Consider the following 13,879-nt stretch of genomic DNA (forward strand, 5'->3'; position numbering starts at 1 on the left):
ATCTCGGCGATGGCGCAATTCTACTCTGCAAAGCGACGCGTGACGACGCGTCAAATCATTACTGTTGAAGCCACGGACCTCGATCCGTTTGGTCAGGGAGTGGCACGTCACAACGGTAAAGCTCTGTTTATAACAGGTTTATTGCCGACAGAACGAGCAGAAATTACGCTGACGGAAGATAAACGCCAGTTCGCGCGCGGACAGGTTAAGCGTCGCCTCAACGATAGCCCGGAGCGCGTGAAGCCGCGATGCCCACATTTTGGCGTTTGCGGAGGCTGCCAGCAACAGCATGCGAGCACAGAATTACAGCAAAAAAGCAAAAGCCGCGCGCTGGCGCGTCAGCTTAAACATGACGTTAACGAAATTCTCGCCGATGCGCCCTGGGGCTATCGGCGACGCGCGCGCCTGAGCCTCAGCTATCAGCCAAAAACGGCGCGGCTGGAGATGGGGTTTCGCAAGGCCGGTTCCAGTGACATCGTCGATGTGCAGCAGTGCCCCATTTTGGTGCCCCATCTTGAGGCATTGCTTCCGGAGGTGCGCATTTGTCTCTCCGGGTTGGACGGCGTTCGCCACCTCGGGCATGTCGAACTGGTCATGGCCAACAATGGACCGCTGATGGTGCTGCGCCATACCGCGCCGTTGTCGAAAAAAGATCGCGAAAAACTGGAACGCTTTTCGCATTCCCACGACCTGGCGCTTTTCCTTGCACCACAAAGCGAGATACTTGAGCAGGTTACCGGTGAGGCGCCCTGGTATGCGTCAAACGGGCTACGCTTAACGTTCAGCCCGCGGGATTTCATTCAGGTGAATGACGGTGTTAACCAACTGATGGTTGAGAAAGCGCTGACGTGGCTGGATGTTCAGAAAAGCGATCGGGTGCTCGATCTGTTCTGCGGAATGGGCAACTTCACGCTGCCGCTGGCGCAAAAAGCGGCCAGCGTCGTCGGCGTGGAAGGCGTCGAGGCGCTGGTGGCTAAAGGGCAGGAGAACGCGCAGCAGAACGGCTTGCAAAATGTGACATTCTTTCATCAAAATCTTGAAGAAGATGTCACCCAACAGCCGTGGGCAAAACAGGGCTTTGATAAAATTTTGCTCGACCCGGCGCGTGCCGGTGCCCCGGGTGTGATGGCACATATTATTAAACTCGAGCCGAAGAGTGTGGTCTATGTTTCCTGTAACCCGGCAACGCTTGCCCGGGACAGCGAGGCATTAATCAGCGCGGGTTACCAGATTCAGCGTCTGGCAATGCTGGACATGTTCCCGCACACTGGACATCTGGAATCGATGGTGTTGTTCGAGCACATCTAATTTGTTTGGCTTGTCGACTTCGACAGGCCCAGGTCCCTAAAGGAGAGGACAATGGTTGCGGTAAGAAGTGCACATCTCAATAAAGCTGGGGAATTTGACCCACAAAAATGGATCGCAAGTCTGGGAATTTCCAGCCAGCAGTCGTGTGAACGCTTAACCGAAACCTGCGCCTATTGTCTGCGCACCACGCAGGGGCATCCCGACGCCGATCTTCTCCTGTGGCGCGGCGTGGAGATGGTGGAAATCTTATCCATGCTGAACATGGATATTGAAACGCTGCAGGCCGCGCTTCTCTTCCCCCTCGCGGATGCGGACGTGGTCAGCGAAGACGTGCTGCGCGACAGCGTCGGGAAATCCGTCGTCGCGCTGATCCACGGCGTGCGCGATATGGCGGCCATCCGCCAGCTTAAAGCCGCGCACACCGATTCCGTCTCCTCTGAGCAGGTCGATAACGTTCGCCGGATGCTGCTGGCCATGGTGGATGATTTCCGCTGCGTGGTCATCAAGCTTGCCGAGCGTATTGCCCACCTGCGTGAAGTGAAGGATGCGCCGGAAGACGAGCGCGTGCTGGCGGCCAAAGAGTGTACAAATATCTACGCGCCGCTGGCGAACCGCTTAGGGATTGGTCAGCTGAAATGGGAGCTGGAAGATTACTGCTTCCGCTATCTGCACCCGGCGGAATATAAACGTATTGCCAAACTCCTTCATGAGCGCCGTATCGACCGCGAGCACTATATCGAGGAATTTGTCGGCGGGCTGCGCCAGGCGATGAAAGAAGAGAACGTGCGCGCCGAAGTCTACGGCCGGCCTAAGCATATCTACAGCATCTGGCGCAAAATGCAGAAGAAACACCTCGCGTTTGACGAGCTGTTTGACGTGCGCGCCGTGCGTATCGTGGCGGAGCGTCTGCAGGACTGCTACGCCGCGCTGGGGATAGTACACACTCACTTCCGTCATCTGCCCGATGAGTTTGATGACTATGTCGCCAACCCCAAACCGAACGGCTATCAGTCTATCCATACCGTTGTGCTTGGCCCTGGCGGCAAAACGGTCGAGATTCAGATCCGCACCAAACAGATGCACGAAGACGCCGAGCTGGGCGTGGCCGCGCACTGGAAATACAAAGAAGGCACCTCCGGCGGAGCGCGTTCTGGCCACGAAGACCGCATTGCCTGGCTGCGCAAGCTGATTGCGTGGCAGGAAGAGATGGCAGACTCCGGCGAGATGCTCGACGAAGTGCGCAGCCAGGTCTTTGACGATCGCGTCTACGTCTTTACCCCAAAAGGGGACGTTGTCGACCTGCCGGCGGGTTCTACGCCGCTCGATTTTGCCTACCACATCCACAGCGATGTGGGGCACCGCTGCATCGGGGCGAAAATTGGCGGACGTATCGTACCGTTCACCTATCAACTGCAGATGGGTGACCAGATTGAAATCATTACCCAGAAGCAGCCCAACCCGAGCCGTGACTGGCTTAACCCTAACCTGGGCTACGTCACCACCAGCCGCGGGCGCTCGAAAATTCACGCCTGGTTCCGTAAACAGGATCGTGACAAGAACATCCTTGCCGGTCGCCAGATCCTCGACGACGAGCTGGAGCATATCGGGATAAGCCTGAAAGAGGCGGAGAAATTCCTGCTGCCGCGCTACAACTTCAACGAGCTTGACGAGCTGCTAGCGGCCATTGGCGGCGGTGATATCCGTCTGAATCAGATGGTGAACTTCCTGCAGGCGCAGTTCAATAAGCCAAGCGCGGCAGAGCAGGACGCGGCGGCGCTGAAGCAGCTGCAGCAGAAAACCTATGCGCCGCAGCAGCGCAGCAAAGACAACGGCCGCGTGGTGGTCGAGGGCGTGGGCAACCTGATGCACCACATTGCCCGCTGCTGTCAGCCTATTCCGGGCGACGATATCGTCGGCTTTATCACTCAGGGACGCGGGATTTCGATTCACCGTTCCGACTGCGACCAGCTTGCCGAGCTGCAGTCGCATGCGCCGGAGCGCATCGTGGAAGCGGTCTGGGGTGAGAGCTATTCCGCCGGCTACTCGCTGGTGGTGCGCGTCACTGCCAACGACCGCAGCGGCCTGCTGCGCGACATCACGACCATTCTCGCCAACGAGAAGGTCAACGTGCTGGGGGTCGCCAGCCGCAGCGATACCCGCGAGCAGCTTGCCACCATCGATATGACCATCGAAATCTACAACCTGCAGGTGCTGGGCCGCGTGCTCGGTAAACTGAACCAGGTGCCGGATGTGATTGACGCGCGTCGTCTGCACGGCGGTTAAACACACTCTTCTGTAGGCCGGGTAAGGCTTTGCCGCCACCCGGCTTGTTTTTTTAATGGAAAACACTATGACTCAAATCGACCGCCTGCTCGGCATCATGAAACGCCTGCGCGACCCGGAAAACGGCTGCCCGTGGGACAAAGAGCAGACTTTCGCCACCATTGCGCCTTATACCCTCGAAGAGACCTACGAGGTGCTGGACGCCATTTCCCGCGAAGATTTTGACGACCTGCGCGGCGAGCTGGGCGACCTGCTGTTCCAGGTAGTGTTCTATGCGCAAATGGCGCAGGAAGAGGGGCGCTTTAACTTTGACGATATCTGCGCTGCCATCAGCGACAAGCTTGAGCGCCGTCATCCCCATATCTTCGGCGATGCCACCGCAGGGAACAGCGCTGAGGTGCTGGCCCGCTGGGAGCAGATCAAAAGCGCCGAGCGAGCGGAAAAATCCCAGCACTCGGCGCTGGATGATATTCCGCTGAGCCTGCCCGCGCTGATGCGCGCGCATAAAATCCAGAAACGCTGCTCCGCCGTCGGTTTTGACTGGACCTCCCTCGGCCCGGTGCTGGATAAAGTGCACGAAGAGATTGACGAAGTCATGCACGAAGCGCAGCAGGCGGTGGTGGATGAAGCAAAGCTTGAGGAGGAGATGGGCGACCTGCTGTTTGCAACCGTCAACCTTTCTCGCCATCTGGGTGTAAAAGCGGAAACCGCCCTGCAAAAAGCCAACCTAAAATTCGAACGACGCTTTCGCGAAGTTGAGCGGATTGTCGCCTCGCGAGGCCTGGAAATGAGCGGAATTGACCTCGACGCGATGGAAGAAGTCTGGCAAGAAGTAAAGCGCCAGGAATCTGATCTCTAACGAGATTTTGCGATCAAGCGCAATCTGTGTGATTTTTTAAATGACAAGCGCTTGATTTGCGTCAAAAACATTTACCCAAAAGGGGCTATTTTCTCACTCCTTATGTTTGTCATGGCCTGGAATGGAGACGGAGAATGAAAGTTTGTGGCGCTCGCCGTGTTCGGGTATACTACTTTCCCGTCCTGGTTATTCCATCGTTTCACCCTAACTTCTCAGGTTCAGCATGACAACGAACTATATTTTTGTGACCGGCGGGGTCGTATCCTCTCTGGGTAAAGGCATTGCCGCAGCCTCCCTCGCAGCCATTCTTGAAGCCCGTGGCCTCAATGTGACCATGATGAAACTGGATCCGTACATCAACGTCGATCCGGGCACCATGAGCCCAATCCAACACGGGGAAGTGTTCGTTACTGAAGACGGCGCTGAAACCGATCTGGATCTTGGCCACTACGAGCGTTTCATCCGCACCAAAATGACCCGTCGTAATAACTTCACGACTGGCCGCATCTACTCCGACGTTCTGCGTAAAGAGCGCCGTGGTGACTATCTGGGTGCAACCGTTCAGGTTATCCCGCACATCACTAACGCAATCAAAGAACGCATTGTTGCGGGTGGCGAAGGCCACGACGTGGTGCTGGTTGAAATCGGCGGTACCGTGGGTGATATCGAATCCCTGCCATTCCTGGAAGCGATTCGTCAGCTGGCGGTAGATATCGGCCGTGAGCACGCGCTGTTCATGCACCTGACTCTGGTGCCGTACATGGCCGCCGCTGGTGAAGTGAAAACCAAGCCGACTCAGCACTCTGTGAAAGAGCTGCTCTCCATTGGTATTCAGCCAGATATCCTGGTTTGCCGCTCCGATCGTGCGGTTCCGGCAAACGAACGTGCGAAAATTGCATTGTTCTGTAACGTGCCTGAAAAAGCCGTTATTTCAATGAAAGATGTCGATTCCATTTATAAAATCCCGGGCCTGTTGAAATCGCAGGGCCTGGACGATTATATTTGTAAACGATTCAGCTTGAACTGTCCGGAAGCGAACCTGTCTGAATGGGAACAGGTTATTTATGAAGAAGCCAACCCGGCAGGGGAAGTGACTATCGGTATGGTCGGCAAGTACATTGAACTGCCGGATGCCTATAAGTCAGTGATCGAAGCGCTGAAACACGGTGGTCTGAAGAACCGTGTTTCCGTGAACATCAAGCTGATTGATTCGCAGGATGTTGAAACGCGTGGCGTTGAAATCCTGAAAGATCTGGATGCTATCCTCATCCCTGGCGGCTTCGGCTACCGTGGTGTAGAAGGCAAGATCGCCACCGCGCGCTATGCGCGTGAAAACAATATTCCATACCTCGGCATCTGTCTGGGTATGCAGGTTGCGCTGATCGAATTTGCGCGCAACGTAGCGGGAATGGAAAACGCGAACTCTACGGAATTTGTGCCAGACTGTAAGTACCCTGTTGTGGCGCTTATCACTGAATGGCGTGACGAAGAAGGTAACGTCGAAGTCCGTACCGAGAAGAGCGATCTGGGTGGCACCATGCGTCTTGGCGCACAGGCCTGCCAGCTGTCTGACGATAGCGTGGTTCGCAAGCTGTACGGCGAGCCGGTCATCACCGAGCGCCATCGTCACCGCTATGAAGTCAACAACATGTTGTTGAAACCTATTGAAGCCGCGGGCCTGCGTGTTGCGGGCCGCTCCGGGGATGATCAGTTAGTCGAGATCATTGAAGTGCCAAACCATCCGTGGTTTGTCGCCTGCCAGTTCCACCCGGAATTTACTTCAACGCCACGTGACGGGCATCCGCTGTTTGCAGGCTTCGTGAAGGCCGCCAGCGACTACCAGAAGCGTTAGGCGAAGTAAAAAAAGTTAGAACGGCAACGCGTACCTTTGGTACGCGTTGTTTGTCTGGAGTTTTAGTTTAACTTGTACTGAGGAAAATCTAATGTCCAAAATCGTTAAAGTCATCGGTCGTGAAATCATCGACTCCCGTGGTAACCCGACCGTTGAAGCCGAAGTTCACCTGGAAGGTGGTTTCGTTGGTATGGCTGCTGCTCCATCAGGCGCTTCTACTGGTTCTCGCGAAGCGCTGGAACTGCGCGATGGCGACAAATCCCGCTTCCTGGGCAAAGGCGTACTGAAAGCGGTTGGCGCTGTAAACGGTCCGATTGCTCAGGCAATCCTTGGCAAAGACGCCAAAGACCAGGCTGGCATCGACAAGATCATGATCGATCTGGACGGTACTGAAAACAAATCTAACTTCGGTGCGAACGCAATCCTGGCTGTTTCTCTGGCGAACGCCAAAGCGGCTGCTGCTGCGAAAGGTATGCCACTGTTCGAGCACATCGCTGAACTGAACGGCACCCCAGGCAAATACTCCATGCCTGTACCAATGATGAACATCATCAACGGTGGTGAGCACGCAGACAACAACGTTGATATTCAGGAATTCATGATTCAGCCAGTTGGCGCGAAATCCCTGAAAGAAGCGGTACGTATGGGTTCTGAAGTGTTCCACAACCTGGCTAAAGTTCTGAAAGCTAAAGGTATGAACACTGCTGTTGGTGACGAAGGTGGCTATGCGCCAAACCTGGGTTCTAACGCAGAAGCGCTGGCCGTTATCGCAGAAGCAGTTAAAGCTGCTGGCTACGAGCTGGGCAAAGACATCACCCTGGCGATGGACTGTGCAGCATCTGAATTCTACAAAGACGGTAAATACGTTCTGGCTGGCGAAGGCAACAAAGCGTTCACCTCCGAAGAGTTCACTCACTTCCTGGAAGACCTGACCAAACAGTACCCAATCGTGTCTATCGAAGACGGTCTGGACGAGTCTGACTGGGCTGGCTTCGCATACCAGACTAAAGTACTGGGCGACAAAATCCAGCTGGTTGGTGACGACCTGTTCGTAACCAACACCAAGATCCTGAAAGAAGGCATCGAGAAAGGCATCGTTAACTCCATCCTGATCAAATTCAACCAGATCGGTTCTCTGACCGAAACTCTGGCTGCGATCAAAATGGCGAAAGACGCTGGCTACACCGCTGTTATCTCTCACCGTTCTGGCGAAACTGAAGACGCTACCATTGCCGACCTGGCTGTAGGTACCGCTGCAGGCCAGATCAAAACCGGTTCTATGAGCCGTTCTGACCGTGTTGCTAAATACAACCAGCTGATTCGTATCGAAGAAGCGCTGGGCGAAAAAGCACCATACAACGGTCTGAAAGAGATCAAAGGCCAGGCATAATTGCTTAAGCCTTAAAATGAAAATGCCAGTCGAATGACTGGCATTTTTTTTGGCTATTTAAAATCGACCGCCATTTGCTCCGGAATGGTCAGCCCCTGGGTGGTTTGCACGCAGCGGGCGATATAATCCGTAAACCGGGGCGGCTTCGGCATCCCCATGCTCAGCAGCTTATCGTTGCTGAAGCGCACGTTAAGCGTGGCAAATGCACCGTATAAACGCATGGCTTTCAGCATCAGACGTTCGTTGCACGGCCCAAAAATATGTTTCAGCTCGCGGCGCATTCTGACCAGCGTTTCGTAGCTGACCTGCGCATATTTATCCCCGACGGGGGCTTTCTCCAGCGCCTGCGCCATTGCCTGATCGATATCCGCAAAGCGAACGCTGTTCTCTTCTCCCGCAGAAATGTGCACCACTTCTCCCGGACGAGCGTTGCTGTTGAGCAGCATTAACATCGCGTCGGCGCAATAATCCACCGGAACAACGTCAATCCGGTCTTCCATTGAGCACATAAACTTCTGCAGCATCAGGCCCATGCTAAAGACCCAGAAAATGCTGCTCGACGGCGTGCAGCCGTGACGGGTATGGCCGACGACGATGGACGGACGGGCGATGAGCAGCGGCAGGTTAGGGCACTCCTGGCGCATCAGCTGTTCGATGGTTGACTTCGAAAACGTGTATTCCACCAGGTGTTCAGCATTCTCTCTGAATTCAGCGCTTTCGGCGACCAGTGAATCTTGCTCCGGCGTGCATGACATTGCGGTGCCGACGTGGAGGAAACGCTGCAGGCCCGTGACCTGCTCCATACGGCGCGCCAGCGCGAGCGTACCTTCAACGTTGACCTTCCAGATCAGCGGGTTATTACCAAATGAGGCCACGGCCGCACAGTTAACCACGTGCGTGACCCGATCCAGACGGGGATCGTTCAGGAAGGCATCCGACTGGCTGAGGTCGCCAATCAGAATATTATCCACCTTCAAGGAGGCCAGTTTGTCCTCGGGAACGTTGAACTTGCGCATGTTCTCCAGCACGCGCTCCAGCCCGCTCTGCGGATCGCTGGCGCGCGCAAGTAAAAGGAGTTTTGCGGGTTGATCGCTGGTTAGGATTTTTTCAAGAACTGCACCACCCAGAAATCCGGTCACGCCTGTAATCAATAACATCTTCATTAATACCGTCTCATTATGATTGATGAGGCGGATTGTAGGCGTGCAAAAGTAAACGGCATTTAAATAATAAAACGCCGAAATCAATGGCGTCTTAAGCTTATTTTAAGGAAAGGAAATCAGGTGGATATATTGGACAGTATCGCAAGGGTAAAAATTCACTCTATTAAGATTTAAATTTTAACTCATTGAATTTAATTGTTTTTATGAAGTCTGTACCTAATAGTGAACGTAATTCAAAATGTAATAAATATAATAATTTGTTACACCAAACATTTATTCAATAAATGTTTTAAATACCACTTAACTCAAATCAGACAACATAAGTCGCAGGCCGATTTATTTAGCCTGCGAATGATTTTCAGAGCAAAAGGGGAAGCGTGGCGCTGGCTGTTTGCTGGCTAACGTCGCCGTAATGACCATCCAGCGCAATCATGGATGTGGTCAGCAGCTCGACCAGCAGCATCACTCCAACCTTAGCATTGAGCGCGCCTGCACTTAGAGGGCCTTCTGGTTTGGCGGCAACCAGCTGCATGTCGCTCAGAGACGCCAGCGGGCTGCGGGGCGTATTGCTGAGCGCCAGAACCTTAACGCCGCGCTTGCGGGCAAGCTTCACCACGTGGAGTAAATCCCGCGTTGAACCCGAGCTGGAGATGGCCACAACCAGCGTATCTTTCGAAAGCGTTGTCGCATTCATGGCCGCGCGGTGCATATCGCTAAACAGCTGTGCGGGTTTTCCCAGCCGCAGCAGCTTGTAATGCAGATACTCGCCGAGGATCGCGCTGGCCGCGACGCCATAAATCTGCACGGATTGCGCCTGATGCAGCGCCAGCGCCGCTTTTTCAAGCAGCGTGCGGTCGAGGAGTCTGGCGGTATCCTGCAAAGCCTGCACCGACTCATCCACGACGTTATCAATCTCATCCCCCGCCTGACGCGCGGGCTGGCCCTGCTGAATATCCAGCGCAAGCGCCATTTTAAATTCGTTATAGCCCTTGCAGCCCAGCGTCCGGCAAAGGCGCGTGACGCTGGCTTCGCTGGTGTGGCTCTCGCGCGCCAGTTCAGTGATCGTCAGGTAGAGCACCCGGGCAGGATCGCTGAGGACAAACTCACCGAGTTTTTGTTGCGTTGGGCTGTACCCGGAAGCCTCCTGGCGGAGCTTCAGCAGCAGATTTTCATGGTCCGACATGCCACGTCCTTAATGTGTTTCGCTGCGACTAGTGTGGCGGAAAGGAGGGGAAAGATGCCAGTCATTTTGAAAAAGTATGATCGGCTTCCTGGTTTTTGATGATAATTTTCACTGGGTGATATTTATGTGGTAAAAATTTTCATCACTTAAAGGGGAGATGAAAAAATGATGCAAATGTTCAGTGGTGCTTCTTCGGGGGGATGGTTTGAAAAAGCGCAGCGCTTTGGTAAATCCTTTATGTTGCCTATCGCCGTGCTGCCCGCGGCGGGCCTGCTGCTGGGGATAGGCGGCGCGTTATCGAATCCCAATACGCTGGCGGCTTATCCGTTTTTAGATGTGGGCTGGCTGCAGGCCATTTTCACTATCATGAGCAGCGCCGGTTCAATCGTGTTTGCAAACCTCTCGGTGCTGTTTGCGGTTGGGGTAGCCGTCGGGTTGGCAAAAAGCGATAAGGGCACGGCTGGGCTGGCGGCGCTACTCGCGTTTCTGGTGATGAATGCCACCATCAACGCGCTGCTGATCCTCACCGGCAAACTGGCGCACGAGAACCCGGGTGCAGTTGGGCAGGGCATGACGCTGGGGATCCAGACGCTGGAAACCGGCGTGTTTGGCGGCGTGGTGATTGGTCTGGTGACCTGCACGCTCCATCATCGGTTTAATAAAATTGTGCTTCCGCAGTTCCTCGGGTTCTTTGGCGGCTCGCGCTTTGTTCCCATCATCAGCTCGCTGGCGGCGATACTCGTCGGCGCGCTCATGACGGTGGTCTGGCCGCATTTTCAGAAACTGATTTTTGGTCTCGGCGGGCTGGTGGATGCCACCGGCTATCTGGGCACCCTGCTGTACGGCTTCATTTTACGCATGCTGGGCCCGTTTGGTTTGCACCACATCTTCTATCTGCCGTTCTGGACCACCGCGCTCGGGGGCAGCGAGATTGTCAACGGTCACCTCGTTGAGGGCACACAGCGGATCTTCTTCGCCCAGCTGGCCGACCCGAACACGCAGCATTTCTATGAGGGCACGTCGCGCTTCATGTCCGGGCGCTTTATTACGATGATGTTTGGCCTGCTCGGCGCGTGTCTGGCGATGTACCACACGGCAAAACCGGAGAACAAAAAGCGCGTTGCCGGGCTGCTGCTCTCTGCGGCGTTAACCTCGTTCCTGACCGGGATTACCGAGCCTATCGAGTTTTCCTTCCTGTTTATTGCGCCTGTGCTTTACGTCATTCATGCGCTGTTTGACGGGCTGGCGTTCATGCTCGCGCACATGCTGCATATCACTATCGGGCAAACCTTCTCCGGCGGTTTTATTGACTTCGTGCTGTTCGGCATTTTGCAGGGAGAGGCCAAAACTAACTGGATGTTCGTTCCGCTGGTGGGCGTGCCGTGGTTCTTCCTTTACTACTTCACCTTCCGCTATCTGATTAACCGTTTTGATTTTGCCACGCCGGGTCGGGAAAAGGAGGCGATGGCCAATGAGGTGACCTTTTCGCAGAGCGAGCGCGCCGTTGCGGTGATCGCGGGATTAGGCGGAAAAGAGAATCTGGAAGAGGTGGACTGCTGCGCCACGCGGCTTCGCGTCACGGTGAAGGACGGCAGCAAAGTGAATGACGCGGCGCTGAAAGCCACCGGCGCGCGCGGCGTTATCGTGCGCGGTAACGGGGTTCAGGTCATTTATGGCCCGCACGTCACGATTATCAAAAACGAAGTGGAAGAGATCTTATCGTAATGAAAACTGTACTGGATAACCTGAAGGGAAAACTGGTCGTCTCCTGTCAGGCGCTGGAAAATGAACCGCTGCATAGCCCGTTTATTATGTCGCGCATGGCGCTGGCGGCGGCGCAGGGCGGAGCCGCCGCCATTCGTGCCAACAGCGTGGTGGATATCAAGGCCATTAAGCAGCAGGTCTCTTTGCCTGTTATCGGCATCATCAAACGGGATTACCCGGAAAGCGAGGTGTTTATCACCGCCACGATGAAAGAGGTGGATGAGCTCATGACCGTCTCTCCGGAAATCATTGCGCTTGATGCAACGGCGCGGGAGCGTCCCGGTGGAGAATCCCTGGAAACGCTGGTCGCGCGCATCCGCTCGCGCTATCCCGCGGTACTGCTGATGGCGGATATTTCCACCGTGGGCGAAGCCGTGACGGCGCAGGCGCTTGGCTTTGACTGCGTCGGCACCACGCTTTACGGCTATACGGCGGAAACGGCGGGCCATTCGCTTCCGGAAAATGACTGCGCGTTCCTGAAGGGCGTGCTGGCTGCCGTGACGGTTCCCGTGGTTGCCGAAGGCAACGTGGATACGCCTGAACGCGCGGCCAGATGCCTGGCGCTGGGCGCGCATACGGTCGTCGTCGGCGGCGCCATCACCCGTCCACAGCAAATTACCGAGCGTTTTATGGCGGCGATTGGCGCGCAAAGCACCGATGGAGCATGACCATCAGGCGGGGATCTGCGATACTTATCGTTTATCCCCTTTACTGAGATGACTATGCAGTACCCGATTAACGAGATGTTCCAGACCCTGCAAGGCGAGGGTTACTTTACCGGCGTTCCCGCTATTTTCATTCGTTTACAGGGATGCCCGGTTGGCTGTGCCTGGTGTGATACCAAACATACGTGGGATAAGCTCGCAGATCGGGAAGTGTCGCTGTTTAGCATTCTGGCGAAAACCAAAGAGAGCGATAAGTGGGGCGCGGGCAGTTCAGAAGATCTGCTGGCCATTATTGGTCGTCAGGGCTGGACGGCGCGCCACGTCGTGATCACCGGCGGTGAACCCTGCATCCACGATCTGACGCCGCTGACCGAGCTGCTCGAAAAGAACGGCTACAGCTGCCAGATTGAAACCAGCGGCACCCATGAAGTGCGCTGTTCACACACCACCTGGGTGACGGTATCGCCAAAAGTGAATATGCGCGGCGGGTATGACGTGCTGTCTCAGGCGCTGGAACGCGCGGATGAGATTAAGCACCCGGTTGGGCGCGTGCGTGATATCGAAGCGCTGGATGAACTGCTGGCAACGCTGACGGATGAAAAGCAGCGCGTCATTGCGCTACAGCCGATCAGCCAGAAAGACGACGCGACGCGCCTGTGCATTGAAACCTGTATTGCGCGCAACTGGCGCCTGTCGATGCAGACGCACAAATACCTGAATATTGCCTAAAAAAAAGCCCGGTTTAGCCGGGCTTTTTTTACTCCCCGCGATAGATACAGCCGGCGGTACAGGTCTCTTTAATCATCACCGCGCTCAGCAGCGGTACCAGCGGCTTCATCTGATCCCAAATCCATTTCGCCAGCACTTCGCTGGTCGGGTTTTCAAGGCCCGGGATATCATTCAGGTAGTAATGATCCAGACGATCGTAGGTCGGCTTAAACGCCGCCTTCAGTTCGGCAAAATCCATGATCCAACCGGTATGCGGATCAACTTCACCGGTGATCTCAAGACGCACCATGAACGAATGCCCGTGCAGACGGCCGCATTTATGCCCTTCAGGGACATGCGGAAGGTGGTGGGCGGCTTCGAAGGTGAAATCTTTAAACAGTGTGGTGGACATGATCGCTCTCAGTAATGCGGAAAAAACCGCCGCATAGTACCGGAAAGCACAATTTTTAGCATTAACTAAAACGGCTCTGAAGCCTGGCGTCTCGTTAACAGGCGTTTTTTGATGCTTTTATCGATAATTTTCAGAGGGTTAATTAATCGGTTTTATCGCTAAGTATGACAACTAAAACAGGTTAGTCCATTTGGTTATTTATTATTTCCATCCCTTCTTTAATTGTTATTATCCTCGCCGTTAACCTTATCTTCAGTTTGGATTTATTCGCTTAAAGTCCGCTTGGCTACTG

At 54.8% G+C, this 13,879-nt stretch carries 11 protein-coding genes; 8 read left to right on the forward strand and 3 right to left on the reverse strand.

Annotated features, from left to right (window positions below; genetic code table 11):
* Nucleotides 1-9 precede the first annotated feature (9 nt).
* From rlmD to eno, 5 genes are all read left to right on the forward strand, one after another.
* Nucleotides 10-1,308, forward strand: a complete 1,299-nt coding sequence (gene rlmD / locus HCH49_RS16575; protein WP_221703018.1) for a 23S rRNA (uracil(1939)-C(5))-methyltransferase RlmD — start codon at nt 10-12, stop codon at nt 1,306-1,308.
* 51 nt (nt 1,309-1,359) lie between these two features.
* Nucleotides 1,360-3,591, forward strand: a complete 2,232-nt coding sequence (gene relA / locus HCH49_RS16580) for a GTP diphosphokinase (protein ID WP_221703019.1) — start codon at nt 1,360-1,362, stop codon at nt 3,589-3,591.
* Between the two features lie 67 nt (nt 3,592-3,658).
* The gene (gene mazG / locus HCH49_RS16585; protein ID WP_048976024.1) at nt 3,659-4,450 is read left to right on the forward strand and encodes a nucleoside triphosphate pyrophosphohydrolase; all 792 of its coding nucleotides are present in this window, start codon (nt 3,659-3,661) and stop codon (nt 4,448-4,450) included.
* 223 nt (nt 4,451-4,673) lie between these two features.
* Complete coding sequence (pyrG, locus tag HCH49_RS16590) at nt 4,674-6,302, forward strand: glutamine hydrolyzing CTP synthase (RefSeq protein WP_221703020.1); 1,629 nt, start codon at nt 4,674-4,676, stop codon at nt 6,300-6,302.
* Nucleotides 6,303-6,393: 91 nt separating this feature from the next.
* Complete coding sequence (eno, locus tag HCH49_RS16595; RefSeq protein WP_023309012.1) at nt 6,394-7,692, forward strand: phosphopyruvate hydratase; 1,299 nt, start codon at nt 6,394-6,396, stop codon at nt 7,690-7,692.
* Between the two features lie 53 nt (nt 7,693-7,745).
* Here the strand turns inward: eno and HCH49_RS16600 are convergent, their stop codons facing one another.
* Nucleotides 7,746-8,855: an SDR family oxidoreductase gene (locus HCH49_RS16600; protein WP_087823265.1), complete on the reverse strand. Its 1,110-nt coding sequence runs from the start codon at nt 8,853-8,855 to the stop codon at nt 7,746-7,748.
* Nucleotides 8,856-9,213: 358 nt separating this feature from the next.
* Nucleotides 9,214-10,038 carry a MurR/RpiR family transcriptional regulator gene (locus HCH49_RS16605; protein WP_029741550.1) on the reverse strand — a complete coding sequence of 275 codons (825 nt, stop codon included), beginning with the start codon at nt 10,036-10,038 and terminating at the stop codon, nt 9,214-9,216.
* 165 nt (nt 10,039-10,203) lie between these two features.
* On the opposite strand from HCH49_RS16605, the gene HCH49_RS16610 reads away from it, so the two are divergent.
* The 3 genes from HCH49_RS16610 to queE are packed head-to-tail and all read left to right on the forward strand — an operon-like array spanning nt 10,204 to nt 13,196.
* Nucleotides 10,204-11,763 (forward strand): PTS transporter subunit EIIC, encoded by a 1,560-nt coding sequence (locus HCH49_RS16610; protein ID WP_221703021.1) that lies wholly within the window; start codon nt 10,204-10,206, stop codon nt 11,761-11,763.
* Nucleotides 11,763-12,470 (forward strand): N-acetylmannosamine-6-phosphate 2-epimerase, encoded by a 708-nt coding sequence (locus tag HCH49_RS16615; RefSeq protein ID WP_087823267.1) that lies wholly within the window; start codon nt 11,763-11,765, stop codon nt 12,468-12,470. Before HCH49_RS16610 ends, HCH49_RS16615 begins: the two co-directional genes overlap by 1 nt.
* Nucleotides 12,471-12,524: 54 nt before the next feature.
* Nucleotides 12,525-13,196: a 7-carboxy-7-deazaguanine synthase QueE gene (gene queE, locus HCH49_RS16620; protein ID WP_023333236.1), complete on the forward strand. Its 672-nt coding sequence runs from the start codon at nt 12,525-12,527 to the stop codon at nt 13,194-13,196.
* 28 nt (nt 13,197-13,224) lie between these two features.
* On the opposite strand, the gene queD is transcribed toward queE, so the two are convergent.
* Nucleotides 13,225-13,587: a 6-carboxytetrahydropterin synthase QueD gene (queD, locus tag HCH49_RS16625; RefSeq protein WP_023309002.1), complete on the reverse strand. Its 363-nt coding sequence runs from the start codon at nt 13,585-13,587 to the stop codon at nt 13,225-13,227.
* Nucleotides 13,588-13,879: the final 292 nt, after the last annotated feature.

It is taken from the genome of Enterobacter sp. Y17, assembly GCF_019730495.1.
Classification (GTDB): domain Bacteria; phylum Pseudomonadota; class Gammaproteobacteria; order Enterobacterales; family Enterobacteriaceae; genus Enterobacter; species Enterobacter asburiae_B.

Coding starts and splice junctions, on each gene's coding strand:
- HCH49_RS16615 (WP_087823267.1), top strand. CDS start 11,763: ATGAAAACTGTACTGGATAACCTGAAGGGAAAACTGGTCGTCTCCTGT.
- rlmD (WP_221703018.1), top strand. CDS start 10: ATGGCGCAATTCTACTCTGCAAAGCGACGCGTGACGACGCGTCAAATC.
- mazG (WP_048976024.1), top strand. CDS start 3,659: ATGACTCAAATCGACCGCCTGCTCGGCATCATGAAACGCCTGCGCGAC.
- HCH49_RS16600 (WP_087823265.1), bottom strand. CDS start 8,855: ATGAAGATGTTATTGATTACAGGCGTGACCGGATTTCTGGGTGGTGCA.
- HCH49_RS16610 (WP_221703021.1), top strand. CDS start 10,204: ATGATGCAAATGTTCAGTGGTGCTTCTTCGGGGGGATGGTTTGAAAAA.
- pyrG (WP_221703020.1), top strand. CDS start 4,674: ATGACAACGAACTATATTTTTGTGACCGGCGGGGTCGTATCCTCTCTG.
- eno (WP_023309012.1), top strand. CDS start 6,394: ATGTCCAAAATCGTTAAAGTCATCGGTCGTGAAATCATCGACTCCCGT.
- HCH49_RS16605 (WP_029741550.1), bottom strand. CDS start 10,038: ATGTCGGACCATGAAAATCTGCTGCTGAAGCTCCGCCAGGAGGCTTCC.
- queD (WP_023309002.1), bottom strand. CDS start 13,587: ATGTCCACCACACTGTTTAAAGATTTCACCTTCGAAGCCGCCCACCAC.
- relA (WP_221703019.1), top strand. CDS start 1,360: ATGGTTGCGGTAAGAAGTGCACATCTCAATAAAGCTGGGGAATTTGAC.
- queE (WP_023333236.1), top strand. CDS start 12,525: ATGCAGTACCCGATTAACGAGATGTTCCAGACCCTGCAAGGCGAGGGT.